At 71.8% G+C, this 26,479-nt stretch carries 17 protein-coding genes and 2 pseudogenes; 8 read left to right on the top strand and 11 right to left on the bottom strand.

The features are described 5' to 3' along the window. Position 1: 1 nt before the first annotated feature. A complete protein-coding gene (locus ACFVYN_RS35155) occupies positions 2 to 1,300 on the bottom strand; it encodes a sensor histidine kinase (protein WP_390006052.1) in 1,299 nt (432 codons plus the stop codon). A gap of 216 nt (positions 1,301 to 1,516) precedes the next feature. On the opposite strand from ACFVYN_RS35155, the pseudogene ACFVYN_RS35150 reads away from it, so the two are divergent. Beyond that, positions 1,517 to 2,208, top strand: a pseudogene (locus tag ACFVYN_RS35150) (ABC transporter ATP-binding protein). After that, positions 2,205 to 4,550: an ABC transporter permease gene (locus tag ACFVYN_RS35145; RefSeq protein ID WP_390006050.1), complete on the top strand. Its 2,346-nt coding sequence runs from the start codon at positions 2,205 to 2,207 to the stop codon at positions 4,548 to 4,550. Before ACFVYN_RS35150 ends, ACFVYN_RS35145 begins: the two are co-directional and overlap by 4 nt. Positions 4,551 to 4,587: 37 nt before the next feature. On the opposite strand, the gene ACFVYN_RS35140 is transcribed toward ACFVYN_RS35145, so the two are convergent. Both ACFVYN_RS35140 and ACFVYN_RS35135 read right to left on the bottom strand, forming a co-directional pair. Further along, complete coding sequence (locus tag ACFVYN_RS35140; protein WP_390006048.1) at positions 4,588 to 5,757, bottom strand: alanine--tRNA ligase-related protein; 1,170 nt, start codon at positions 5,755 to 5,757, stop codon at positions 4,588 to 4,590. A gap of 183 nt (positions 5,758 to 5,940) precedes the next feature. Beyond that, positions 5,941 to 6,339 (bottom strand): ANTAR domain-containing protein, encoded by a 399-nt coding sequence (locus ACFVYN_RS35135; protein WP_390006046.1) that lies wholly within the window; start codon positions 6,337 to 6,339, stop codon positions 5,941 to 5,943. Positions 6,340 to 6,545: 206 nt separating this feature from the next. Here ACFVYN_RS35135 and ACFVYN_RS35130 point away from each other — a divergent pair, with 206 nt between their 5' ends. Further along, positions 6,546 to 7,505: a helix-turn-helix transcriptional regulator gene (locus tag ACFVYN_RS35130; protein ID WP_390006044.1), complete on the top strand. Its 960-nt coding sequence runs from the start codon at positions 6,546 to 6,548 to the stop codon at positions 7,503 to 7,505. Between the two features lie 94 nt (positions 7,506 to 7,599). Further along, positions 7,600 to 9,312 (top strand): hypothetical protein, encoded by a 1,713-nt coding sequence (locus tag ACFVYN_RS35125; protein WP_390006042.1) that lies wholly within the window; start codon positions 7,600 to 7,602, stop codon positions 9,310 to 9,312. Positions 9,313 to 9,377: 65 nt separating this feature from the next. On the opposite strand, the gene ACFVYN_RS35120 is transcribed toward ACFVYN_RS35125, so the two are convergent. The 6 genes from ACFVYN_RS35120 to ACFVYN_RS35095 form a co-directional block, all read right to left on the bottom strand. Next, a complete protein-coding gene (locus ACFVYN_RS35120) occupies positions 9,378 to 10,019 on the bottom strand; it encodes a cutinase family protein (protein ID WP_390006040.1) in 642 nt (213 codons plus the stop codon). Positions 10,020 to 10,101: 82 nt separating this feature from the next. Beyond that, the gene (locus tag ACFVYN_RS35115) at positions 10,102 to 11,334 is read right to left on the bottom strand and encodes a PucR family transcriptional regulator (RefSeq protein ID WP_390006038.1); all 1,233 of its coding nucleotides are present in this window, start codon (positions 11,332 to 11,334) and stop codon (positions 10,102 to 10,104) included. 122 nt (positions 11,335 to 11,456) lie between these two features. After that, positions 11,457 to 12,380: an alpha/beta hydrolase gene (locus ACFVYN_RS35110; RefSeq protein ID WP_390006037.1), complete on the bottom strand. Its 924-nt coding sequence runs from the start codon at positions 12,378 to 12,380 to the stop codon at positions 11,457 to 11,459. A gap of 22 nt (positions 12,381 to 12,402) precedes the next feature. Further along, positions 12,403 to 16,329, bottom strand: coding sequence for a beta-ketoacyl synthase N-terminal-like domain-containing protein (locus ACFVYN_RS35105; RefSeq protein WP_390006036.1), 3,927 nt, complete (start codon positions 16,327 to 16,329; stop codon positions 12,403 to 12,405). A gap of 5 nt (positions 16,330 to 16,334) precedes the next feature. After that, positions 16,335 to 18,047: a fatty acyl-AMP ligase gene (locus ACFVYN_RS35100; protein ID WP_390006035.1), complete on the bottom strand. Its 1,713-nt coding sequence runs from the start codon at positions 18,045 to 18,047 to the stop codon at positions 16,335 to 16,337. A 25-nt stretch (positions 18,048 to 18,072) separates the two neighbouring features. Continuing rightward, on the bottom strand, positions 18,073 to 19,614 hold the full coding sequence (locus ACFVYN_RS35095; RefSeq protein WP_390006033.1) for an acyl-CoA carboxylase subunit beta: 1,542 nt from the start codon (positions 19,612 to 19,614) through the stop codon (positions 18,073 to 18,075). A 471-nt stretch (positions 19,615 to 20,085) separates the two neighbouring features. On the opposite strand from ACFVYN_RS35095, the gene ACFVYN_RS35090 reads away from it, so the two are divergent. The 3 genes from ACFVYN_RS35090 to ACFVYN_RS35080 all read left to right on the top strand — a co-directional run bounded on the left by ACFVYN_RS35090 (position 20,086) and on the right by ACFVYN_RS35080 (position 22,883). Beyond that, complete coding sequence (locus ACFVYN_RS35090; RefSeq protein WP_390006031.1) at positions 20,086 to 20,520, top strand: DUF485 domain-containing protein; 435 nt, start codon at positions 20,086 to 20,088, stop codon at positions 20,518 to 20,520. Continuing rightward, on the top strand, positions 20,514 to 22,106 hold the full coding sequence (locus ACFVYN_RS35085) for a cation acetate symporter (RefSeq protein ID WP_390006029.1): 1,593 nt from the start codon (positions 20,514 to 20,516) through the stop codon (positions 22,104 to 22,106). Before ACFVYN_RS35090 ends, ACFVYN_RS35085 begins: the two co-directional genes overlap by 7 nt. Before the next feature lie 108 nt (positions 22,107 to 22,214). Then, positions 22,215 to 22,883, top strand: coding sequence for a YceI family protein (locus ACFVYN_RS35080; protein WP_390006027.1), 669 nt, complete (start codon positions 22,215 to 22,217; stop codon positions 22,881 to 22,883). Positions 22,884 to 22,955: 72 nt separating this feature from the next. On the opposite strand, the gene ACFVYN_RS35075 is transcribed toward ACFVYN_RS35080, so the two are convergent. Further along, the gene (locus tag ACFVYN_RS35075) at positions 22,956 to 24,353 is read right to left on the bottom strand and encodes a cytochrome (RefSeq protein ID WP_390006026.1); all 1,398 of its coding nucleotides are present in this window, start codon (positions 24,351 to 24,353) and stop codon (positions 22,956 to 22,958) included. A 157-nt stretch (positions 24,354 to 24,510) separates the two neighbouring features. Next, positions 24,511 to 25,629: an arabinogalactan endo-beta-1,4-galactanase gene (locus tag ACFVYN_RS35070; protein ID WP_390006024.1), complete on the bottom strand. Its 1,119-nt coding sequence runs from the start codon at positions 25,627 to 25,629 to the stop codon at positions 24,511 to 24,513. A 204-nt stretch (positions 25,630 to 25,833) separates the two neighbouring features. On the opposite strand from ACFVYN_RS35070, the pseudogene ACFVYN_RS35065 reads away from it, so the two are divergent. Next, positions 25,834 to 26,479 (top strand): annotated as a pseudogene (locus ACFVYN_RS35065) (S9 family peptidase); the annotation flags it as partial.

Here is a 26,479-nt window from a genome sequence, read left to right as displayed (position 1 = left end):
TTCACGCCGTCCGCCACGGCACCTCCGCCCTGATGCGGAAGCCGCCGGCGAGAGTCGGGCCCGCCGTCAGCTCGCCGCCGTAGACCGCGAGGCGCTCGCGCAGGCCGATCAGCCCGCGGCCGTTCCCGTCCGCGGTCACCCCGTCGCGGACCGCGCCGCTGTCCATGACCTCGATCTCCAGCCGGTCGCCGGACCAGCCGACGGTGACGACGGCCTCGGCGCCGGGCGCGTGCTTGATGGTGTTGGTCAGCGCCTCCTGGACGACCCGGTACGCCGTGAGGTCCACGCCGGGCGGCAGCGGTTCCGGAGGCAGTGAGACCGCGACGCCGACCGGTGTCCCGGCGGCCCGCACCCGGTCGATCAGGGCGTCCAACTGCCCGAGGCCCGGCTGCGGTTCGAGGCCGTTAGCGGGGGAGTCCGGACGGCCGGTGTCCGGCGCGGCCAACAGGCCCATCACGTGCCGGAGTTCGGCCATCGCGGCCCGGCCCCCGGCCTCGACCGCGAGCAGCGCCTCCTTGGACCGCTCCGGGGCCGCGTCCATGACCTTGCGCGCGGCGCCCGCCTGGATGACCATCACGCTCACATTGTGGGTCACGACGTCGTGCAACTCCGCGGCGATCCGGGCCCTTTCCTCCGCCACGGCCCGGCGCGTCGCCTCCTCGTGCGTCCGTTCCAGCGCCGTGAACCGGTCCCGGCTGGCCGCGAGGCGCCGCCGCCCGAACCGGACCACGCTGGCCAGCACCCCCGCCACCAGCAGCACCACCCCGGGACTCGACCAGCCGGGCAGTACCGGCTCCGTGGACCGGAAGGCCACCCCGGCGAGGACGGCCGCGACGGCCAGCCCGGTCATCGCCCCCGCCCGGTGACGGCTGTACATGACCGCGCTGTACGTGCCGATGACACAGGTCAGCACATTGATCCAGGAGGCGTCGTCCCCGATGCGGAGCGCCGCGCCGAGCACCACGGCGAACACGGTCAGCGGAAACCGCCGCCGTGCCGCCAGCGGCAGTGCCGACAGCACGACCAAGGCCCAGGGCGGCGAGGAGACCGGTTCCTCGATCCGCGCGCCCGGGAGCACGGGAGGCCGGGGCGGCACCGGCACGCCGTACTCGAATTTCGACACCTGCACCGGTCCGTCGCCGGGGTAACGCGACGCCACCACCAGCGCGACCACCGTCAGCAGTACGGCCAGCAGCACGTCGAAACCCACCGACCGCCGCGACAGCGCGGCGCCCTTCGCCTCCGGCCGCAGCGCGACACGCACCTGCCGACGCCATCCCCGCAGGTACTCCGTCTCCATGCGCTCATTGTCGCGGCCCCGGTCCCGCCGCGCGTCCGTCTCCACGACCAACGCCCCCTCCGACGGGCGTACTTCGCAGGGATGACCCCCGGCAGGGTCCTCCGCACGGAGGGCCGCATGTCGGTGCCCCGGCCGACGCGCCCGCCACCCGCCCGCCCATACCTTCGCCACGCCGACAAGGACACGACCCGACGACCGACAGGACGGGCACCTCCCATGACCGCAGTGATCGAACTGAAGGGCGTGGCAAGCGCTACGACACCGCCGGCGCACCCGCGCTCGGACCGCTCGACCTCTCCGTCGCCCAGGGCGAGGCCCTCGCCGTCACCGGTCCTTCCGGCAGCGGCAAGTCCACGCTGCTGAACCTCGTCGCGGGCCTCGACAAGCCGACCGAGGGCACCGTGACCGTCGCCGGGCAGCGGATCGACCGGCTCGGCGAGCACGCCCTGGCCCGGTTCCGCCGTGAAAGCGTCGGCATGGTCTTCCAGTTCTTCAACCTCCTCGACGACCTCACCGTGGTGGACAACATCCGGCTTCCGGCCCAGCTCACCGGGACCTCACGGCGCAAGACGGAGGCGCGGGCACACGAGCTCATGGCGGTCCTGGGCATCGAGAAGCACGCCCAGGCCTACCCCGGCCGGCTCTCCGGCGGCGAGCGCCAACGCGTGGCCGTGGCCCGGGCGTTGGTGAACCGGCCCGCCCTGCTGCTCGCCGACGAGCCGACCGGTGCCCTCGACAGCGCCTCGGGCCAGGACGTCCGGGAACTCCTCGTCGACCTGCACCGCGGCGGCCAGACCATCGTGCTCGTCACCCACGACCCGGCCCTGGCCGAGGCCTGCGCGAGCCGCACCGTCCACCTCGTCGACGGCCATGTCGCCCTCGACTCCCGCGCCGGAGCCGTGCGATGACCGGCCCGCTTCTCCGCGTCGTACGCTCCGGGGTGAGCCGGCGCCGGGTACAGACCGTCGTCATCGCCATCGCCACGATGATGGCCGTGGCGGCGGCCGTGGTCGCCGGTTCCCTCATGGTCGTCTCGAACGCGCCCTTCGACCACGCCTTCGCCGAGCAGAACGGCGCCCATGTCACCGCCGAGTTCGACCCGGCGAAGGTGACGGCCGAACAACTCGGGGCCACCGGGAAGTCGGACGGGGTCACCGCGAGCGCGGGGCCATATCCCACTACGGTCCTCCAGACGACCGACTCGTCCGGCCACCAGCCCCCGGCCATGACCCTGGTCGGACGCACCGGCCCGCACGCAGACGTGGACGACCTGGACCTCACGGCCGGCCGGTGGGCGAGGGAGACGGGCGAGATCGTGCTGAGCTCCGCGTACCAAGGCCCCGGCTTCAAGGTGGGCGACACCCTGACGGCCTCCGACACGACTCTCACGATCGTCGGTTTCGCCACCTCGGCCAGCGAGACAGCCGACATGTGGGCAACTCCCTCGCAGGTCAGGGCCCTTGCCTCCAATGAACAGCCCGTCACCAGCCAGATGCTCTACCGCTTCGAGTCGGCGGGCTCGAACGGCGACATCGCCGCCGACCGCAAGAAGCTCCTCGCCGCCGTCCCGTCCGGTGCGCTTCTCGGCACCCGGTCCTACCTCGACACCAAGCGCGCAGCCGACGCGGGCGCCGCACCTACCATCCCGTTCCTGGTCGCCTTCGGGGTCCTCGGCATCGTCATGTCGGTGATCATCGTCGGCAGCGTCATCAGCGGCGCGGTCGGCACCAGCCTGCGCAGGATCGGCATCCTCAAGGCCATCGGCTTCACCCCGCGCGAAGTGGTCCGCGCCTACGTGGCCCAGGCGCTCATCCCGGCAAGCGTGGGCATCGCACTCGGAGTCGTCCTCGGCAACCTGCTGGCCCTGCCCCTCCTCGACGACACCGAGCAGGCGTACGGCACCGCCACCCTGTCCGTCGCCTGGTGGGTGGACGTCGTCGCCCCCGCCGGAGCGCTGCTGGTCGTCGGGCTCGCGGCTTTCGTCCCCGCACTGCGGGCCGGGCGGCTGCGCACGGTCGAGGCCATCGCCGTCGGCAGGGCCCCGCGCACCGGACGCGGTCAGTGGGCCCACCGCGCGGCGGGGCGGCTGCCGCTGCCCCGGGCCGTGGCCTACGGCCTGGCCAGCCCCTTCGCGCATCCGGTCCGTACTGTCGCCATGCTGCTCGCGGTGGCCTTCGGCACGATCGCGGCGACCTTCGCCGTCGGGCTCACCTCTTCACTGAACGCGGTCACGGAGATACAGGATCCCAGCCGTTCCGCGGTCACCGTCCTCGCCGGCGGCCCGAGTCTGGCGGGCGGCGACCATGTGCCCGCACCGGGCACCCCGCAGTCCGAGCCGGCCGACCCCGCGCAGGTGAGCGCCGCCATCGAGGCCGAGTCGGGCACCGCCTCGTACTACGGCGCCAGCGGACAGAACGCCACGGTCGCCGGGGTCTCCGGAACCGTCCGGGCGACCCTCTACCAGGGCGACTCCACTCGTGCCGGTTATGCCATGATCTCCGGGCACTGGCTCACCGGCGCGGGCCAGGTCGTCGTGCCCGGCCGATTCCTGGAGACCACCGGCACCGAGATCGGCGACACCGTGCGCGTGACCGTCGGGAAGGAATCGGCCGCCCTGCGGATCGTCGGTGTGGCTTTCGAGAGCTCGGGTGGCGAACTGGAGATACAGGCGAACCTGGCGGATTTCCCCGCAGCCAGGCCCCAGGAGTACCTGGTCGACATCAAGGCGGGCGTTTCCGCGGCCTCGTACGCCGAGAAGCTCGGCGCCCGGATCGAGTCCCTCGGCGCCGAGGCCCGGGCCAACGCCCCTTCCCAGCAGGGCGGCTTGGTGCTCATCCTGAACGCGATGGCCACGCTCCTCACCCTGATGCTCGTCTCCGTCGCGGGCCTCGGCGTCCTCAACTCCGTCGTCCTGGACACCCGGGAGCGCGTCCACGACCTCGGCGTGTGCAAGGTGCTCGGCATGTCGCCCCGGCAGACCGTGAGTCTCGTCCTCGCCTCGGTGGCCGGCATCGGCGTGCTCGGTGGTCTCGTCGGCGTCCCCGCCGGGTACGCCCTGCACGGCTTCGTGCTCCCCGTGATGGGCCATGCGGCGGGGACCGACCTGCCCAGGTCCGTCGTCGATGTCTACGACACCCCGCAGCTGCTCCTGCTGGGCCTGGCCGGGCTCGTCATCGCCCTGCTGGGCGCGCTGCTCCCGGCGGGCTGGGCGGCGAAGGCCCGCACGGCGACGGCTCTGCGCACGGAGTAGCCCTCACCCAGTGAGACGGAGTAGCCCTCACCCGGCGTCACCCCTCTCGGCGCAGGCTCAGCACCAGGTCGCGGGGCAGGCCGTGGGTGTCGTGGAGGTACTCGTAGTCCTCCTCGCTCAGCGGCCCCCGGTACCGCGGCCCGGACAACAGCCGCCGACCGCGCTCCAGCAGCCGGTCGAACCGGCGTTCCTCCTCCAGCAGCACGTCACGGACGAGCCCTGTCCCGCAGTCCGTGCGGAAGTGGTCCAGCGTGTGCCGGAGGAGCTCCACTGGCAGGTCGGAGAGGGTGCGGGACGGGTCGTCGCGCCGCAGGGTGGTGAGCAGGCGGCGCACGACGCGGCGCAGGACGTAACCGCGGCCGGTGTTGGACGGCCGTACCCCGTCGCCGATGACGACGACACCGGAGCGCAGATGGTCGCAGACCAGACGCAGTGACGGCTCCTCGAGTCGCCACAGGGGAGGCAGCAGCCGCATCCATGGTTCGAACAGGTCGGTGTCGTAGACCGAGTCGCGGCCCTGCAGGACGGTGACCAGGCGCTCCAGCCCCATGCCGGTGTCGATGCCGGGGCGCTCCAGGGGCCGGAGCGAGCCGTCCTCCAGGCGCCGGTAGCGCATGACGACGTGGTTCCAGATCTCCACCCAGCGCGGGTCGGTGGTGGGTGTGCCCCGGGTCGGGGTGCCGCCGGTCCACACGAAGATCTCCGAGTCGGGGCCGCACGGGCCGACCGGGCCGTTGGACCACCAGTTGTCCTCCCCGGTGAGTTCCACCGGGACCTCCAACTTCTCCCAGGTGCGCAGGGATTCGAGGTCGGGGCCCACCTGCTGGTCACCGCCGAAGACCGTGACGTGGAGTCTGTCGTGGGGGATGCCGAAACCGTCGCGGAGCAGCTCGTACCCCCAGCGAAGGCTCTGCGAGTGGCCGTAGTCGCCGAGCGACCACGAGCCGAGCATCTCGAACACCGTCAGGTGGGTGGAGTCGCCGACCTCGTCGAGGTCGGTCGTGCGCAGACAGCGCTGCACATTGACGAGCCGGCGGCCCCGGGGATGCGGGCGGCCCTCCAGGTAGGGGGTGAGCGGATGCATGCCCGAGGTGGTGAAGAGCACCGGGTCCCCGGGCGGTGGCAGCAGCGTGCTGCCCGTGATCAGGTGGTGTCCGCGCTCGCGGTAAAAGTCGGTGAAGACGCCTACGGTCCGGTCCGTGTCCATGGCGGTGGTCCTTCGGTCTCGTGGGACCGGAAACGACCACGGCGGCAGCGCGACCAGAGGCCTTGCACCGGCGGTCCGTTTCCGGCCGCCGGGGGGGGGATTGGGGGAGGTCAGGCGTCGGCAGCCGGCGAGCTGGTCGCTCGCGCGGCTGCGGTGTGGGTACGGCTGATGATCTCCATGTGATCAACGGTACGCACAGGTCTCCTGCCCGTCACCCGAATTTCCCGGGGCGGGCGACGCCAGGGCTCGGGCACCGCTGGTCCGGCGGACGAGCGACCGGCCCCCGTGCGCCGCCTGTGCCTCGACCAGCGCCCTGCGCAGTGCCCGGCTGATCTCCGTGGGCAGGCTGCCGGCGTCGGGCCAGCGCACGACGTGCTGGGCGACGTCCCGCAGTTTGATGTTGGTGTGCTGGGACACGGTCTTCAGGACCTCCCACCCCTGCTCGGGGCGGAGACCACTGAGGGCGAGGACGATACCGATCGCCTGGTCGACGACGGCGTGCGAGACAAGGGCCTGCCGGAGCTGGCCGACTTCCGCCTGAAGTTGCTCGATCTTCTCGACCAGCTCTTCGCGTTGCGTCATGTACAGCCTGTCGCCCTCTTCGCCTGGTACCCCGGCGACTCCGGCGGTCGCCGCCCGTTCCAGCCTGCACGCCGCTGACCGGGCATGACGAGCCGACGGACGCACATCCGGTGACCTGGCAGGACAGAAAACGAAACGCGACCGGCAGCATCGCGGCATTCGTGGGTACGAGCGAAGGAAAAGCAGAGAGTGGGAGGCCCGGCGCGATGGAGACGCTGACGTTCGACAGCGAGGATCTGGACCGGACCGAGGAGTTCCTCAGTCATGCCTACGCCAGGATGCGCATCGGCAACGGCACCCCGGACAGCAGCCGGGCGCGGATCCAGCGCAGCGCCATCGACTCGGTCAGCGTCGACGAGCTCGACCTGGCCTTCGACATGAGCTACGCCGTCACCCCGCTGGGCCGGATCTGCCTGTGCGTGGTCCACGAGGGGACCATCGAGGACCACGTCTACCAGGGTGTCTCGGACTCCTTCGGCCCCGGTGACGTGGTGTCCTTCGTCCCGCCCGAGCTGTCCTACGCGGGCCGTGTCCACGCGGCCCGCTACAACATCACCATGCTGGACCCGGAACTGCTCACGCAGGTCGCGGCGACCGCGGGCACCCGCAGACCGGAACCGGTCCGGCTCACCGGGCACCGGCCGCTCAGCCCCGCCGCGGGCGACCGGCTGCGGGCGACCATCCGCTATGTGCAGGACCACGTCCTGGCGGACGCCACCGTCGCCGACGAGCCGCTGGTGGCCTCCACCGCCGCCCAGCACCTGGCCGCGACCGTCCTGGCGACCTTCCCCAACACCGCGTCCACCGACCCCACAGGACCCGACCGCCAGGACGCCCACCCCGCCGCCCTGCGCCGCGCCATCTCCTACATCGACGACCATGCCGACCGGCCCCTGACCGTCGCCCAGATCGCACAGGCGGCCCACATCAGCGTCCGCGCGCTCCAGTACGCCTTCCGCCGTCACCTGGACTGCACCCCGCTCGCGTACCTCCGCCGGGTCCGCCTGTCCCACGCCCACGCCGAGCTGGCGGCCGCCGACCCCGACGAGGGTGCCACGGTCACCGCCATCGCCGCCCGCTGGGGCTTCTCCCACCCGGGCCGCTTCGCCACCCTGTACCGGCACACCTACGACCGCTCACCACGCCGTACCCTGCGCGACGGCTGAGGTCGCTTGCGGCTGGTGACAAAGCGTGCACCGGGCCCTGCGTTCTTGTGAGCAACTCCCGAGGGCGTGGCCCGCGCCGCCCTACGGTCCCAGCATGAACACGAGTCGCAGCAGAGGAAACAGGTGGCGCACCGCAGCGCTGGCGGTGCTGCTGACCACCGGGGCGTTCACCGTGTCGTCCCCCGACGCCCAGGGAGACAGCGCGAGAACCGAGACCGCCGTGGGCACGAGCGCCGGCGTCACCGAGACCGTGGTGCGGGTGAAAGCCCCCCTGCCCGCGTCCTTCGGCGCCCGGCCCGCGGCATGCGACTGGCTGTCGTACCTGCGCTACCGGTCCGCCGACGGCCCCGCCGCCTCGGCGGACGCCGACCGGGTCCTGGTCGCCCAGCCAGGCATCCTGGAGGGCGCCGGAGCCTTCGACAGCGTCGCCCGCAACACCGTGACCCGAGCCGCCGAGCAGGGCCGGCACATCGAGTTCTGGGCCCTGGACCGGCGCTCCAACTGCCTGGAGGACCGCACCGGCATCGCCTCCGGGGACCAGCACACCGCCGTCGACTACTACTACCGCGGCAAGCAGGTCCAGGGCCGCACCTTCGCCGGGTTCGTCGGCAACGACAAGCTCGGCTGGATGGCGAAGCTCGGCATCGAGCAGACCGTCCGCGACGAATACACCCTGCTCACCGCCGAGTTGCCCGACCAGCGCGTCCGCAAGGACAAGGTGCTGTGCGGCGGCCACTCGCTCGGCGGTGTCATCACCGGTTACTTCGCCGCCGCCGACTTCGACGGCGACCCCGCCACCACCGCCGACGCCGGACACAACCAGTGCGCCGGCTACTTCGCCCTCGACACCACCGTCTCCACCTCGCTCGGCGACCTGAGCGGCAGCATCCCGGACGACACCAACCTGCCCGACATCGGCCTCGGGTACGGCGTCGTCCAGGCCGGACTCGACAGCGGAGTGCTCCCGCGCTCACTGTCCGCGCCCGTCCTGCTCAACCCGGAGACCATGACCCTGCTCGCCATCGCGGGCGTGGGTGCCCTGCAGGATCCGGGCGGCGAGGCCGACCTGCCGAGCTATCTGCCCGCCAGCACCAACATCGAGGCCACCAACCGCTTCCTGTTCTCCAAGGACACCGCCACCTTCCTCACCGGCTCCCCCGCGGTGAAGGACTTCCGGCTCACCAACCAGGCGGTGCTGGGCTCACTGATGGACGACCAGTCCGTACCGCTCGCCTTCCTGCAGAGCAGTGTCGGCTTCTTCGACGGGGGACCGATCACCGACAAGAACTTCCCCGCGGCCAACGGGAGTTCGTCGCAGCCGGGCCTCTTCGGCACCGAGTACAAGGCCATCCCGGCCGTGCCCCACGGTCCGCTGTACACCTGGCGCAACTACGACCGCGTCGGCGATCCGGACGACCCCGGGTACCGGTCCTCGGACGGGACGCCGTTCACTGCCGCGGGCAAGGAGGTCACCGACATCCAGGAGCTGGCGCGCAGCATGGCCGCACAGCCGCTGGACTTCACCGAGCAGTACTTCCCGACCAAGCTCGTCACCGACCTCGAACTGTCCACCTCCCCCCAGGTCAAGCGGCTCGTCGTGCACCCGGACGGGCTCACCGCCAACCCGACGCTCACCGTCCTCGCGGGCGACGGACTGCTCGCCGGGCGGGCCCCCGCCGACCTGCACCCCGTGATCGCGGACGGCTACCAGCACCTCGACGTGCTGACGGCGGCGCCGGTACAGAACAACGGCCGGCCCGAGCCGGTGTCCACCGCCCTCACCGCGTTCGCCCGCACACCCCGATAACCACCACAAGGGGGAAGGGCCCGGCAGGAGTTCCTCCCGGGCCCTTCTTCATGCCGTCGCCCGGCTCAGACCTTGCCGGCGGCGAAGGTCGCCGCCGCGTCGGCGTTCGCCGTATAGCCGAGGTGCGCCAGCGTGTCGCCGCCGCCCGCCTCACAGACGGGGTCGCCCTTGGCACAGAAGTCGATGGTGCGGCTCTGGTACGTGCCGGTGACGCTCTTGCCGATCGCCCGGATCGGATTGCCGAACAGCAGGACCGCGGCCACCCGCGACTGCAGTGCGGCGGGAATGCTGGCCACGATGGGACTGCCGACCACCGCACCGGCGCTGCTGATGCCGATGGAGTTGTCGACGACGTTCGCGCCCTGCGAATAGCCGACCAGAATGAACCGCTGGTTCGGACACGAGGACGCCTGGCTGTTCACGTGGTTCACCAGATCCGCGTTGCCCTGTGCGGCCGAGGTGAGGGACAGGTCCGCGGGGTAGTTCACCTTGTAGCTGGTCAGACTGCGGCCCGTGAGCTTCTTCTGCAGGGCGGAGTACACCGGGTCGCCGACGATCAGGCCCAGGTTGCCCGGCTCGAACGTGCCGCGAGCGGAGACGACGTCGATGTCCGAGCAGGGGGCGGCGGACGCCTGCGGTGCCGTGACGGCGGCCACTCCGGCCCCGCCGACCAGCGAGAGCGCGGCGAGGTACAAGCGAATACGCATGGGGGGATCCTTTTGCGGGTGGGGCGTGTGAAACGCCTGTGGAAAGGATGTCCCGAAGGTATTCGCTTGACCAAGCACTGTGTTATGGACGGGAATTCAAGAATTCCTCGTTCTTTTGTGCGGTGGTGAGTGCCAGAATGAGATCCAGACGGGAGCAGGGATCGTGCAGGGCGTCACCGAAGACTTTCTCCAGCTGACGCAGCCGATAACGCACCGTCTGCGGATGGACATGGAGACGGGCGGCGACGTCGGGCACATTGCTGCCGCTGAGCAGCCACGCCAGCAGGGTCTCGGCGAGCCGCTCCCGCTGCCCCTCCGACACCGTGTCGAGCGGTGCGAGAACCCGCGCCCGCAGCTGGTCGAGCATCGGCTCGTCGCTGTGCAGCAGCAGAGTCGACAGATGGTCGGCGCAGCGCACCACCCCCTGCCGGGGAAGGATCCCGCGCCCCATCAACCCCAGTGCCCTGGTGGCCCAGCGCAGCGACTGGGCGGCGTCCGTGAGCGGCACCGTCGGCCCGATCGCGGCCGGCCGCCCGCGCAGCGCGAGGCTGAACGCCCGCCCGCCGAAACGCGCGGAGCCGTCAGGGTCGGGGATCAGCATCCGGGGCGGCCGCGACTCCATGTCCACCAGCGCCCCCGCGGCGGCCAGCGGCCAGTCCTCCTCCCGTTGGTCCGGGGTGGCCGCGAGCGCTACGACCGCGACCTGCCTGGGCACCGTCCACCGGGCACCGTGGGCCAGATCCTGCACCGCGGCCGGCGCGACCGGCCCGTCGCCGAGCAGTAGGTCCAGCAGGCGTCTGCGCCGCCGTTCCAGCTCGTCCGTGTTGTGCGAGCGGGCCTCGGAGAACCCGGCCGCAGCCGCCTCCGCGACCTCGTGCACGGTGCGGAAGGCGAGTTCGCCCAGCGCCGTGACCGCCGCGGAGTCGAGGCCGAGCTCCTCCGCCGTACGGCCCATCAGCCGCCAGGCGTGCAGCCCCCCGACCCGCAGCGCGGACTGCAGCGCGTCCAGGCTGCGCCCCTCCAGGGCCTCGCCGCGCCCGAGTTCGTAGTACGTCGCCGCGATCGCGTCCCCGCGGCCGCGCGGATCGGCGATGTGGTCGACGAACAGGGTCAGCGCCTGCACCACACCGGCTCTGAGGTGTTCGCGGTAGGTCCCGTCGGCCGGGCGCGCGTACTCGGGGACCTGCCGGCGGACCTCCTCCTCGACCTCGTCGGCGACCTCCGCCAGCTGGGAACGCAGCAGTTCGGCGAGGTCGGGGGGTACCGGGGCGGTGCCTAGGTTCTCCGGAGCACCGTGCGGGACTGGGGTGGCCAAAGGAGGCCCTCCTTTCACCCGGAAGCGGCTCACCCGCGGGCCGTTGCCCGTGGGACGAGGGGTAAGTCCTGTGTTGGACGGACGTCCCCTGCGTTGCGTTCCGTGTCCCGACGGTACCGACTTCACTGCGGCACCCCCAGCCCTCGCGCGAGCATCGGCCACGACGCGGTGAACTCCTGCTTCCAGTAGGCCCAGCTGTGCCCTCCTCCTGCGTAGAAGTGCGTGGTGACCGGGATGCGCAGCAGTGCGAGGGTGTCGGTGAAGCTGTGCGCGGAGGGCCACAGCGCGCTCTCCAGCGCCTCGGGCAGCCAGTCGCCCGTGCCCCCGGCCAGCCCGCTGCCGCTGGAGACGTACAGGGCGGTGCCGCGCAGTCCCGCCGCACGGTCGCGCGGGTTGAAGTCGAGCCAGGTGAGCAGGTTCAGGAACGGGTTGCCCCACAGCGAGGTGGGCACCAGGTTCTCGCGGGCCACGATGGCGTCCATGAGGGTGGGCACACCGGGCGCCCTGGTGTCGAGGATCCCGCTGTAGGAGGCCGCAGCGGTGAACACGCCGGGATGCCGGGCCGCGTGCGCCATGGCGCCGTAGCCGCCCGTGGACACCCCCGCGACGACCCGCACACCGGAGGCCCGGTAGTCGCGGGCGAGCAGTGCCGGGACCTCCTTCAGCTGGAAGGTCTCGTAGTCGGGGCCGCCGCGCCAGGCGGTGGGAATGCCCGTGGGGCCCGCGTCGGGCATCGCCACGATCAGGTCCCGCCCCGCGGTGAAGGCCTCGATGTCCGTCTCCCGCGTCCAGGACGTGTAGTCGTCATGGGCGCCGTGCAGCAGGTACAGCACGGGGTAGGTGCGGGAGGCCCGCGGGTCGAACCCCGTCGGCAGGATCAGCCGCACCGGGGCGCTGCGGCCCAGTGCGGCGGAGGACACGGACACGTCGACGGTGCGGGACCCGAGCGCGGAGGCGGTCCGGGCGCCGAACAGGACGGCCAGACCGGCACCGGCCGCGGCTCTGGTGACGGTACGGCGGGACACTCCGGTGCTGCGACGGTGCATGGCGGCTCTCCTCGGATCACGTTCAGTGGGTCCCTGGGGCGAGCTCGCGCCCCAGATGGGCGGCGATCTCGTCGACGTGCGGTGGGTCGAGCAGCGACAGGTGATGTCCCGCCACCGGTACGACGGTCAGGCGCGGGCACACCTCGTCCCAGCCCAGCGCCCGGTCGTCGCGCTCGTAGGCGGGGTCGCGCACGGTGTGCGGAGCGGGCTCCGTGGCCCGGAACAGGACCACCCGCCCGTCGTAGCGGCCCGGCCGGTGGGCCTCGCCGATCCTCAGGTCCAGGTAGGAGCAGCGCTGATGTTGCAGGGCGGCGGGCGGCACCTCGGCGGAGGCGCGCAGGATCTCCAGCACGGTGTCGATGCGTTCGCTGTCGTCGTCCATCGCGACGAGCTCGTCGTACGGCAGCTCCAGCGGGACCCCGTAGGCGTCGCGGACGTGGCGGGCGAACCCCTCGAAGTGGGCGCGGAGCCGGTCGGCCGGGGTGCGCTCCGGCTGGGGGAGCGGCCGTACGGAGTCGATGAGGACCACCAGCTCCACGACCCGCCCCACGGCGGTCAGTTGCCGCGCGGTCTCCTGCGCGACGAAGCCGCCGAAGGACCAACCGCCCAGCAGACAGGGCCCGTCGGGGTGGACGGCGGTGACGGCCTCCGCGTAGCGGCGCGCCTTCTCGGTCACCGTCGGGGCGTCCTCGAGGCGGTCGAGACCGTACACGGGCCGCTCGTCACCCAGGCGTTCGGCAAGTGCCCGGTAGACGTCGGGTGTTCCGCCGGCGGCGTGCACGAGGAAGAGCGGGGGACGGCTGCCGGTGACGCGCAGCGGGCGTACCGGGCCGGTGGTCAGGACCCGGTCGGCGACCTCCTGGACCGTGGTGGCGCCGAGCAGGTCGCGCAGCGGCAGCTCGACGGCGAACTCGCGCCGCAGGGCGGTGCGGACCCGGACCGCCATCAGCGAGTCGAGCCCGAGGTCGGCCAGCGCGGTGGAAGGGGTGATGCGGCCGGCGGGGTGGCCGGTGACGGTGGCAATGTGATGGCACAGGCGGCCGGCGACCGAGGTGTCCTGCTCGGCGTGAACCTCTGGAGGCCGCACCTCCGCGGGCGCCGCCGCCCGACCGTCCGTCCACCAGTGCCGCACATGCTTCCAGCGCGGCGCGGGCAGGTCGACGATCCGCCCCGGCGGCAGCGGCAGCCGCCCGCCCGCGCAGTACAGGGTCCCCACCTGGGCGAGGAAGTCGGCGCATCCGTCGGCGTCCCGCCGCAGCGTGCCGATCGCGAGGGCACCGGGCACGTTGTCGGTGACGGCCCGGCCCAGGACCGGGTGCGGGGAGATCTCGACGAAGGCGGTGTGGCCGTCGGCCGCGGCCGCGGCGACGGCCCGGTCCAGCCGTACGGGCCGCCGCAGGTTCGCGGCCCAGTGCGCGGCGTCGAAGACGCAGTCACCGCGCGGGTCGTCCAGGACGGTGGAGTACACGGGCACCCGAGGCGCTCTGCCTCCGACGTCGGCCAGGGACTCGGTCAACTCGGCCAGCAGCGGCTCGACCTGGGGCGAGTGCCCGGCACCGACGACCCGCATGGACCGAGCGGTCCGCCCCTGTCCCTCCAGCCACCGCACGAGGCGCGCCACCGCGGGTTCCTCGCCGGTGACGACCTTCTGCCCGGGCGAGGAGTGGACGGCGACATGAACACCGGGGAAGTCCCGGGCCAGGGCGCCGAGTTCCCCGTCGTCGAGGTCGACGACCGCCATGGCCCCGCCCCGCAGCCGGCTGAGCAGCCGGGCCCGTACGGCGACGATCCGGGCGCCCTCCGCCACGTCCAGGGCGCCCGCGCACACCGCGGCGGCCACCTCGCCCAGGGAGTGGCCGATGACGGCTGCGGGTTCGACGCCGTAGGAACGCCACAGCTCGGCGAGCGCCACCTGGAGTCCGAACAGGACGGGCTGGGCCACCTCCAGCCGGTCGAGCCCGCTCCCGGACGCGAGACGGTCGTAGAGTGACAGTCCGCACTCCGCGTCGAGCTTCTCCACGGCGGCGGCGAAGGCGGGCTCCTCGGCCAGCAGCCGGCGTCCCATCCCGGCCCACTGGCTGCCGTACCCGGAGAAGACCCACACCGGGCCGGGCCCCACCCGATCACCCTCACCGGTCACGACCTGCCCGTGCGGGCGGCCCTGCGCCAACGCGTCCAGTCCGTCCGCGAGTTCGGCACGGTCCCGCGCGACCACCGCGGCGCGCACCCCTCCGCGGCCCGTCCGTCCGGCCAGTGTGCGGGCCACGTCGGCGGGGTGCGCGGCCGCTGTCGGCAGCCAGTCGGCCAGCCGGGCCGCGGTGTCCCGCAGCCGCTCCTCGTCCACGTCGGACAGGAGGTGGAGGCGGGCGCCGGGTTCCTCGGCCGGGCGCGAGGGCAGGACGCCGGGCCGCCACTCCTCCAGTACGGCGTGGGCGTTGGTGCCGCCGAACCCGAAACCGGAGACCCCGGCGACGGCCGTACCGCCGTAGCGCGGCCAGGGCTCGCCCTCGGTGACCACGCGCAGGCGTACGTCGTCCAGGGCGCTGCCCTCGGTGCAGTGCAGGGACGGCGGGATGACGTCGTGGTGCAGGGCGAGCACCGCCTTCACCAGCCCGGCGATGCCCGCTGCGGACTCCAGGTGCCCCAGGTTCGACTTCACGGAGCCCAGCAGCAGCGGCTGGTCGGGGTCGCGGCCCGCGCCGAGCACCGTGCCGAGCGCGCCCGCCTCGATCGGGTCGCCGAGCGGGGTGCCGGTGCCGTGCGCCTCGACGTAGTCGACGTGGGCGGGAGTGAGTCCGGCCCGCGCGTACGCGGTGGTCAACAGGGCCTGCTGGGCGGCCGGGTTGGGGGCGAGGAGGCCGTTGGAGCGGCCGTCGGAGTTGACGGCCGTGGCGCGGATGACGGCGAGCACGCGGTCGCCGTCCCGCTCGGCGTCGGACAGCCGCTTCAGGAGCACGGCCGCACAGCCCTCACCGCGTCCGATGCCGTCGGCGTCCGGCGAGAAGGGCTTGCACCGCCCGTCCGGCGCGAGGGCGCCCGCCCGCCGGAAAGCCATGCTGACCGTGGGGGAGAGCAGCAGGTTGACGCCCGCGGCGATCGCCGTGTCACTCTCGCCGGTGCGCAGGCTCACGCAGGCGTGGTGCACCGCGACCAGCGAGGAGGAGCAGGCGGTGTCCACGGCCATGCTCGGTCCGCGGGTGTCCAGGACGTACGCCAGCCGGCCCGCGGTCACGCTCAGCGCACCGCCCGCTGGCGCCCAGGGGTCCACGGCCGCCGGGTCGGAGCCGGTGAGCGAGCCGTACTCCGGGGCGGAGACCCCGACGAAGACACCGGTCGCGGTGCCCGCGAGGGAGGCGGCCGGGACGGCGGCGTGGGCGAGGGCCTCGTGGACGACCTCCAGGAGGATCCGCTGCTGCGGGTCCATGACGGCGGCCTCGCGCGGGGTGATCCGGAAGAAGTCCGCGTCGAACCCGGCGATGTCGTCGAGGTAGCCGCCGTACCGGGGCGCGTCCTCGGGCGGGAAGGGGGTGAAGTCGCGCCAACGGTCCTCGGGGACCCGTCCGATCGCGTCGACGCCGTCGGTCAGCAGCCGCCAGTAGTCCGCCGGGCCGTGCACCCCGCCCGGAAGACGGCAGCCGAGGCCGATCACGGCGACGGGTTCCGCAGGGGGAGCCACCGGGTCGGGCGTCGGCGGCGCGGTCTGCACGTTCTGTGCGGGCATCCGACACAGGTGTGCCACCAGGGCCTCCCCGGTGGGCGCCTCCCACAGCAGCGTCGGCGGCAGCTCCCGGCCCGTGAGCCGGGCGAGGTCCCCGGCGAGCACGACCGCGTCCCGCGAGGACATGCCGAGGTCCGCCAGGGGCCGGTCCATCGGAACGTCCGCCACGGCCGTGCCGGTCCAGCCGGCGACGCGCTCCGCGACCAGCCGGCGCACCGCGCTCGCGTCCATGCCCCTCACGCGGCGCCGCCCGTCCCGTAGGCACCCGCCAGATACCGCTCACGCGTCAGCGCCCGCGACACCTTGCCGCTCGACGTCCGCGGCACCGTGCCCGGCGGGACCAGGAGCACATCGGCGAGCCGCACCCCGTGCCGCCCGGACACGGCCGCACGCACGTCCCGCACCAGAGCCGGTACGTCGATCTCGGCGAGGCTCGTGGTCCGCGCGTGCTCGGCCACCACGACCACCCGCTCAGCGGAGGCGCCCGCCACCCCGAACGCGGCGAGCCGGTCGCGCCGCACCGCCGGATGCGCGTCCTGGACGGTGGCCTCCAGGTCCTGCGGATAGTGGTTGCGTCCGTCGATGACGATCAGGTCCTTCAGCCGGCCGGTGACGATCAACTGCCCCTCCAGGACCGTCCCCAGGTCACCGGTGCGCAGCCGGCCGTCCGTGCCGAAGACCCGCCGGGTCTGCTCGTCCCGGTTCCAGTAGCCGCGGCCCACGTTGGGACCCCGCACCTGGATCTCACCGACCTCGCCCTCGGACAGCTGGGCGCCGGAGACCGGGTCGACGATGCGGACCTCCTGGCCCACCGGAGTTCCGCAGCCCGCCAGCAGCACGGCCCGGGGATCGTCGGGCCGTGCGGGCAGCGCCTTCCCCTCGGCGAGGGCGTCCCGGTCGAGGGCGAACCGGCGCACCGGCTCCCCGGGCCGGGCGGCGCTGACGAAGACGGTCGCCTCGGCGAGCCCGTACGACGGGCAGTGGGTCTCCGCGACGAGTCCCTGACCGGCGAAGGCGGCCTGGAATCGGTCGGCCGTGGTGGGGCGGACCGGTTCGCTGCCGTTGATCAGCGCGACGACCCCGTCCAGCCGCAGGTCCGCCTTCTGCGCTTCGGTCACCGTCGAGGCGCAGTAGTCGTAGGCGAAGTTGGGCGCCGCGCTCAGCGCCCGCGGATGCGCGGACAGCAGCCGCAGCCAGCGCGCGGGTTCGTGCAGGAAGGCGACCGGGTCCATGAGCACCGACAGCACCCCGCGCACGACGGGGGCGGCGACACTGAGGACGAGCCCCATGTCGTGGTAGAGCGGCAGCCAGCCCACACAGGTCACGGGATGGACGTCGGCACCGTAGGCGCCCAGCGCCTGCCGGGCGTTGGCGACGACGTTGGCGTGCCCGATCTCCACACCCGCGGGGGTGCGCGTCGACCCGGAGGTGTACTGGAGGTAGGCGATCTCCCCCTCGGGCGGCGGCAGTTCCCTCGCGGTGGCATCGGGCACCTGGTCCACGGCGACGACCCGCGCGGCGGTGTCCCCGCACAACTCCCGCACTTGGTCGGCGACCTGACTGATTGTCACGACCACCGCGGGCTGCGCATCCGCCAGGACGGCCGCGAGCCGGTCGCCGTGCCCGGGCAGACCCGGCGGATACATCGGTACGGCGACCATGCCCGCCGCGAGCGCTCCGAGGAACCCGGTGACGTACTCCAGCCCCTGGGGGCACAGCACCGCGACCCGTGCCCCGGGCTCGGCCTCCTCGGCGAGCCGGGCGGCCACCGCCCGCACCCGCACGTCCAGCCGCCGCCAGGTCAGGGTGCGGTGGACACCGCGCGAGTGCGGGGCGGGATGGTCGACGAAGGTGAAGGCCCGGCGGTCCGGGGTGGTGTGGGCCCAGTGACGTACGTACTCCGGCAGACTCCGGAACGCGGGGGCGAGCGGGGGACGGCGGATGTCCATCGGGCGGGTCTCCTCGCGAGGCAGGTCAGAGCGGGATGTTGCCGTGCCGGCGCTCCGGCATCGGGGCACGCTTGCCGCGCAGCGCGCGCAGGGCACGGCAGATGTGGTCACGGGTGTCGCGCGGGGCGATGACGGCGTCGACGTACCCGCGCTCGGCGGCGAGGTAGGGCGTGCCGTGGGTGGTCTCGTAGGCGTCCACGAGCCGGGCCCGCAACGTCTCGGGGTCGTCGGAGGCGGCGAGTTCACGCCGGTGCAGGACACCCACCGCGCCCTCGGCGCCCATCACGGCGATCCGCGCGGTGGGCCAGGCGAGGTTGATGTCGGCGCCCAGGTGCTTGGAGCCCATCACGGCGTACCCGCCGCCGTACGCCTTGCGCACCACCACGGTCACCTTCGGCACGCTCGCCTCGGCGTAGGCGTACAGCAGCTTGGCGCCGCGCCGGATGATCCCGGCCTGCTCCTGGCGGACCCCGGAGAGATAGCCTGGTACGTCGGCGAAGGTCAGCAGCGGAATCCCGAACGCGTCGCAGAACCGTACGAACCGCGCGGCCTTCTCGGAGGCGTCGATGTCCAGCACCCCGGCCGCGTGCAGCGGCTGGTTGGCGACGACTCCGACGGACGTGCCCTCGACGAGGGCCAGCGCGCAGATGATGTTCGGCGCGAACAGCTCCTGCACTTCCAGGAGTTCACCGTCGTCGACGACCGCCCGCAGGATGTCCCGCATGTCGTAGGCCTGCCCGAGCCGGTCCGGCACGATCTCGTCGAGCGGGATGTCGGCGGGCGGCGGCAGCGGGGCGTACTGCGGTGGCCGCTCCAGGTTGTTGACGGGCAGGTACGACAGCAGCTCCCGTACGGTGTCCAGGGCCTCCGTCTCGTCGGCGGCGAGGAAGTGGGCGTTGCCGTTGCGGGAGTTGCTGGTGAGGGCGCCGCCCAGCTCCTCGGCGCTGGTGCGCTCCCCGGTGACCGCCTCGATGACATCGGGCCCGGTGACGAACATGTGCGAGGCCCCGTCCACCATGACGGTGAAGTCGGTGATGGCGGGGGAGTAGGCGGCCCCTCCGGCACACGGGCCGAGGACGACGGAGATCTGCGGGATGACCCCGGACGCCTGGACGTTGCGGCGCACCAGCTCGGCGTAGAGGGCGAGCGAGACGACGCCCTCCTGGATGCGGGCGCCGCCGCCGTCGTTGAGTCCGATGACCGGGCACCCGGTTCTGAGGGCGAGGTCCATGAGGGCCACGGTCTTCTGGCCGAAGGCCTCGCCCATGCTGCCGCCGAAGACCGTGGAGTCCTGGGAGAAGACACAGACGGGACGCCCGTCGACCGTGCCGTACCCGGTGATCACGCCGTCCCCGTATGGGCGGTCGGCGTCGTCCCCGGCCGGCCGGGCCCGTACGAACAGACCGGTCTCGGTGAACGAGCCGGAATCCAGCAGCAGGTCGATCCGCTCCCGGGCGCCGAACTTGCCGCGTCTTCTCGGCCGGTCTCCGGCCACGGCCTGCGCTCGGCGGGCTTCGAGCGCGAGGACGCGGTCGGCGGTGCGGTCCGGCAGACGTGTCGTCGTCACCTCTAGTGTCACAGCCACCTCCGAAGTGGCCTTCGAATATGGCAGCGCCTCCGGCGCGGGCCGAGCCCAACGCCGTTCTGTTTGCGCGAGGTGAGTCCCGGGAGGCCGGCCTTAGTCCGGGAGTGACAAGGGCCGCTGCGGGCCAGGGGCTCCCCTGTGCACCGCATTTGAGACAACCTGGCCGGAGGAAAGGTGCAGACCTGTTGCGGTGGTCGGCCTTTTCGCAGGCTGTGGGATTCCGAGTACACGAATCGAACCATGCGAATGAGTCAGTTCCTTGATTCGCTTCGACCGGCCGGTTGATAGTTCAACGGGGGCGCTGCGACAATCCCCGTCCTGGCCTCGTCGCCAGCCCTCCACGCGAATTCCGGATTCACGAATCCCCACACGTCCGCACAGCGCACGGCTCCGGTGTGCCTTTGATGCAACGACCGGCGTGGCAGTGAAGAAGCGGCAGTAAAGAAGGTGCATGTGTCACGGCACTCCCTGGGGCTCGGCGGGCCGCCGACCCCCTACGACCCGTCGGTGTCCCGTCAGCCCGCGTACCAGTCGCTGCGCCGCCGCCACCGGCGCTTCGGTGTCCGGGCCACGGCTGTCGCCGTCGGCGGCTTCCTGCTGTACGTCCTGCTGTCCAGCTTCGTGCCCGGCCTGATGAACACCTCCGTGAGCGGCCATCTCACGATCGGGCTCGCGCTGGGGCTGGGCCAGTTCGTGCTGATGGGCGTGATCGTGTGGCGCTACCTCGTGCACACGCGCACCCAGGTCACCCCGGTGGTCCGCGGGCTGCGCGGCCTGGTCCGCCACCACGCGAGCGCGGAACGCGAGCGCGCGGCCTTCGAGACGCGCACGGCTCTACGTGAGGCCCCACGTGACGCCCCACGTGACGAGGAGTACCGCCCGTGGTGACGCTCGGCGCCTCCGTCGTGGACCGCCTCAGCCTCCAGCTGACGCTCGTACTCTTCCTGTCCGTGGTCGTCGTGACCCTGTTCACCGCGTTGCTGACCGCACCCCAACGCGACGAGATCGGCGAGTTCTACCTCGGCAACCGCGCCATGTCCCCGCTGCGCAACGGACTGGCGATGTGCGGCGACTACCTCTCGGCCGCGACCCTCCTGGGCAGCACCGGCCTGGTCGCCCTGACCGGCTACGACGGACTCCTCTACCTGTGCGGCACCGCGGTCGCCTGGATGATGGTCCTGCTGCTGATCGCCGAACCCCTGCGCAACACCGGCAAATTCACCCTCGGCGACACCCTGGCGATACGGCTGTCGCGCATGCAGCGGCCGGTCCGCCTCGCCCTGTCGCTGTGCACGCTGGCCATCACCACCCTCTACCTGGTGGCCCAACTCGTCGGCAGTGTCGCCCTGTTGACGCAGTTCACCGGCCAACCCAGCACCGCCACCCGCACCCTGTGCGTCATCGTCATCGGCACCATCGTCATCGTCTACGCCGCCATCGGAGGCATGCCCGGCGCCACCTTCATCCAGGTCGTGAAGGCGGTCATGCTCATCTGCGGTGTCACCGTGGCCGGCGTGATGGTGATGCACCGCTTCGACTGGAACTTCGAGAACCTGCTCGCCGCGGCCGCCGACAACAGCGGGCAGGGCACGCGGTTCCTGGAACCCGGACTGCGGTACGGGGGCAGCGCCACCAGCAAACTCGACTTCTTCAGCCTCCAGTTGGCCATCGTGCTCGGCCTCGCCGCCCTTCCGCACGTGATGATGCGTCTGCTCGCCCCGAAGTCGGTCGACGTCCTGCGCACCTCGGTGGTGTGGGCCATGGGCCTGGTCAGCTTCGTCTGCCTCGTGGCCGGCATCCTCGGTCTCGGCGCCGCCGCCGTCCTGGGCAGCGACACCATCGCGGAGAACGACCGCACCGGCAACGCGGCGGTCCTGCTGCTCGCGCACGAACTGGGCGGCGCCGTCCTGACCGCCCTGCTGTCCTGCCTCGCCTTCGTCACCCTCCTCGCGGTCGCCGCGGGCCTCACCCTGGCCGCCGCCTCCTCGCTCGCCCACGACCTGTACGGCGAGGTGATCCGCAAGGGCAGGGCGACCGAGACGGAGGAGCTGGCCGTGGCCCGGCTCGCGGCGGCCGTCATCGGGGTTCTCGGCATGCTGCTCGCCCTGGTCTCCTGGGGCGCCAACTCCGCGACCCTCGCCTTCCTCGCCTTCGCCATCGCCGCGTCCGCCATCCTTCCGACCCTCGTCTACAGCCTCTTCTGGCGGCGGTTCACCGCGCAGGGCGCGCTCCTCAGCCTCTGCGGGGGGCTGCTCACCTCGGTGCTCCTCGTCGTCTTCTCCCCGGTCGTCTCCTCCGCTCCCGCCTCGCTCTACCCGCACGCCGATTTCGCCTGGTTTCCCTTGCAGAATCCCGGAATCGTCTCCATCCCGGCCGGCTTCCTGCTCGGCTGGCTGGGTTCGGTACTCAGCCGTCCCGAAGCAAAGGAGACCTACGAGGACTTCGAAGTGCGCGCCCTTGTAGGCGTCGACTAGCCGTTTACCTCTCGCTTTTCGGGGAACCGTGTGGCGAACACGTGGATATTTCGTCGACAGTGGAGCACGGCTTGCGGCAACAAGTTCCGTGCAGTAATTAGGTGATGCATGAACTTGTTCAACCGTGGCACCACGTTCCGTCGCGCAGACCGCACGGAACCCGCCGACGTCTCCCAGCCCCCCACCGGGTCGTCGGCCACTGCCACAGCCGTCCTCCCCGATCCCGGACTGGCGGCCCTGACCGGGGAATGGGCGATCGACCCCGCACACAGCAGGATCGGCTTCTCCGTGCGCCACGCCATGGTGACCACCGTGCGCGGGGCGTTCCTGGAGTACCAGAGCCGCCTCTACTTCGACGGCCGTGACCCGTCCCGTTCGATGGCGGAGATCATCATCTCCACCGGCAGCGTCGACACCGGCGTCGAACAGCGCGACGGGCACCTCGTGGGACGGGACTTCCTGGACGCCGAGAGCTACCCGCGCATGCGGTTCGTCAGCACCGCCGTGGAAGTCGTCGGCCCTGATGTGTACCGGATGACCGGCGACCTCACCATCAAGGCGATCACCCGCCCCGTGGTCCTGGAACTCACCTACATAGGCCATGTCACCGACCCGTTCGGCTACCAGCGGGCCGGCTTCGACGGCACCACCACCATCAACCGCTCCGAGTGGGGCCTCACCTACAGCACCAGACTCGCCGAGGGCGGCGCCATGGTCAGCGAGAAGGTGCGCCTGCAGTTCGACATCGCCGCGATCCGCACCCCTCCGGTCGGCTGACCGGGTCCCGCGGCACAGCGTGGGCCACGAACTCCTCCGAGTCCGTGGCCCGCTGCCGTGTTCCGGGTGCCGTCAGCGCCCGCGCACGAGCCCGGCCAGGTACCGCCACAGCGACGAACGCGGTCGTACGGCGGACTCGTCGGCCGGAGCGGAACCGGCCGTGGCGGCCAGGGGCGGGAGAGGGGGCACCGGCAGGGCCGGTGTGCCCGAGACCGTGTAACGCACCGGGAGCGACCGCAGACCGCGCATGAACGGCGACGAACGCCACGGCAGTTGGTCGACCGGCAGCGACAACTCGAGCCCCGACAGCCGCTCGAAGAGCCTGCTCACGCCGATCGCCGCCGCGCCCCCGGCCAGTTCCCGGGCCGGGCACTGGCGCGGGCCGGCACCCCAGGACAGATGGGCCCGCGTGCTGATGGTCGACTCGGGGCAGACCTTTCCCGCGAAGGCCGGATCCGCGTGCGCGGCCCCGACCGACACCCACACCGGATCGCCCGCCGCGATGGTGTACTCGCCGAGCTTCATGTCGGTCAGCGGGAACCGCGGCACGAAATTGATCAGCGGCGGCTTCTGCATCACCACCCGGTTCATGGTCTCCCTGATGAGCCCCGCCGACAGGCTGGCGCTCGCGGGGAGGTTGCCGGTGATGACCTCGACGACCGTGTTGGAGATCAGGATGCCGACATGGTCCGAGGTCATGCCGAGCAGCATCATCAGCTCACGGGACAACTCCTCGACGCTCAGGCCGGGATGGGAGGCGAGCAGATAGGAGGGGAAGTCGTCGCCGGGCTGCTTCATCTTCCACGCGCCGAGCTCCGACAGGGTGGCCAGCAGCCGCTCCAGCGCGGGCCCCGCGTCCGGCCCCGCGTCCAGGACCCGCCACATGTCCATCAGCGCGTCGTCGTGCTGCGAGCCCGGAAAGCCCAGCAGGTGACTGGCGACCATGAGCGGCAGCGGCCGCGAGAACTGCGCGGACAGGTCCGCCCAGCCGGTGCGGCCGCCCTGGGTGAACAGGGAGATCAGCTCGTCGGCGTCACGGGTGATCTTCGCCTTGAGCCGCTTGGCCACCGGGTGCCGGGGGTCCTGGAAGGGCCGTAGCGCGGTGTCCCAGGCCACCTTCAGTCCGCGGTAGCCCTCACCGCCCTGGATCAGCACGTGGTTGACGTCCAGCGACGGCGCGAGCGGCCAGTCCTCGGGGAGCCGGCCTTCCCTGCGCGCCCGCCAGTTCTCCAGCCCCTTCGGCCAGGCGTGGTCGTCGCGCAGGACCTCGTACGCCTCCTCGTAGCCCAGCACGAGCCAGACGGGCACCCCCAGCAGGTCGACCGGCGCGACCGGACCGTGCGCCCGGCGCAGCCGCTCGTACACGATCGCCGGGTCCCGTTCGTAGTCGCGGGTCATGAGCGGTTCGAGGCTCATCGACTCCAGCGACTCGTGACCGGCTGCCGATCCGCTGTCCAGTTGGACCCCCATGGCTTCCTTCCCTCGCTCAGGCGCTACGCCAGGGTAATGTGACCCCCTGCACTGCCTCCATGGCGGGGGGTGATTACCGCCCCGCCGCTCGAGGGAGCCCCGGGAACGGCGAACGGCACCGCCCGAGGACGGTGCCGCTCCGGTGCCAAGTGGTCTCCTACGGGGTCCACTTGATGTTCGGGTTCACATTGCCGGTCCAGTTGAAGACGGCCATGTTGTCCCAGCCGTTGCCGCTGTTGTTGATGTCGGCCGGGTCCCACCCGTTGCCGGTCACCGCGTACCAGGTGGGCTCCCAGTAGAAGACCCCGATCGCGCCGTTGCTGCGGGCCGCGTTCTGCACGGCGGTGAAGTTGTCCGCCTGGCCCTGCCAGCTGAGCGGGTAACCCGAGCAGCCCGTCGTGATGGAGTTGGCGGTGCTGTCCGCGTTGGCCGAGGTGAACGGGTAGGCCGTCTCGGCGATGATGACGTCCTTGCCGTAGCGGGACTTCATGTCGGCCACGACACTGCCCATGTTGGCGATCGTGCCGTGCCACGGGCAGTAGTAGGACAGCCCGGTGATGTCCCAGTTGACGCCCTTGGCCTTGATGCCGTCGTAGAACCAGCGGGCGTTGGCGTCACTGTCGGCGTCGGCGGTGTGGATGATCACCTGGGTGCCGCTGTTGCACGCCTTGGTCGCGTTGTAGCCCGACTTGAGCAGCAGGCTGAGGTTGGTGAAGTCGTTGTTGACGACCTTGCCCTCGTTCCACAGCATGCCGACGTTGATCTCGTTGCCGATCTGCACGCTGTCCGGGGTGGTGCCCTGCGACTTGAGGCTGTTGCAGACGTCGTACGTGTAGTTGTAGACGTCGGTCTGCAGCTGGCCGATGGTGTGACCGGCCCACGCCGCCGGCTTGTTCTGGTTGCCCGGGTCCGCCCAGGTGTCCGAGTAGTGGAAGTCGACCAGCAGCTTCAGCCCCTTGGCCTTCACCTGCTTCGCGTACGACAGCACCCTGGCCTTGTTGTTGTAGCCGCTGGCGGGGTTGTTCCAGACCCGCAGGCGGACGTAGTTGACGCCGAGGCCCTTGAGGATGTCCAGCGGGTCCTTGGCGGTGCCGCTCGCGTCGTAGTACTTGGCGCCGAGGTCGAGGGCGCGCTGGGCGGTCGACACATCGGCACCGCGCATGGTGAGCGTCCCGGCGGCGGATGCGCTGGGCGTGGTGAGCAGGGATGCGGGCAGTGCGAGAGCCGCGAGGAGCATGGCGGCTCTCACGAGGCGGCGTGGACCTTTGACGGTCATCCCGACCTCCTTGTCTGACATGACCATGGGGATGAGTTCTGGGAACGCTCACAGTACGAGCCGTGATGTGGACTGTAAATACGTGTGTCAGCAGTATTTCTACGAGGTTAGAGGGGTTTTTGTGAGGAAGATCAACTGTGTACGTACACAGCTTCCTCGGAACTCGGATGCACCGCCTGACGTGCGACGGGCAGGATGCCCCCCATGGCCAACGCTCCGAGCACCTTCCACCAGCGCCTCGTCGAACAGCCTCGTCCGACCGGCCTGACCCTCGCTCCCGACGGCACTCGCCTGGTGGCGTCCGTCCAGAGCTTCGACGAGGCGGGCTCGCGGTACGTGTCGGAGCTGTGGGAGGTGGATCCGGCGGGCGAGCGCGAACCCCGGCCCGTGACCGGGTCTGTTCAGGGCGACCGTGCCCCCGCCTTCGCCGCCGACGGCACGCTGCTGTTCCTCTCCGACGAGCGTGACCCGCGGGAGCCGCCGGGAGCGGCCCTGTGGGCGCTGACCGCGAACGGTGAGGCAGAGCGGACCGCCCACCACCCGGGCGGGCTGACCGCGTTCACCGCCGCCTCTCGTTCGCGCACGCTCGCCTGTACGGCCGCTCTCCTGCCGGGCGCCGCGGACGCCGAGACCCACGCCGCCCTGCTGCACGAGCGTGATCGGGCCCACGTCACCGCGGTCCTGTACGAGGCGACCCCCACCCGCGCCGACGGCGTGGACCTCGGCCCCGCCGAACCGCACACCTTCGTCCTTCGCGGCGATGCCCCGCCGATCGACGCGGGCGGCCAAGGACTCGCGGGCGCAGGCGACATGGCCCTGTCCCCGGACGGCTCGGTGGTCGCCTACACCC

The sequence above is a fragment of the Streptomyces sp. NPDC058307 genome (assembly GCF_042880295.1).
Taxonomy (GTDB): Bacteria; Actinomycetota; Actinomycetes; order Streptomycetales; family Streptomycetaceae; genus Streptomyces.
This window is presented reverse-complemented; position numbering and strand designations above follow the sequence as displayed.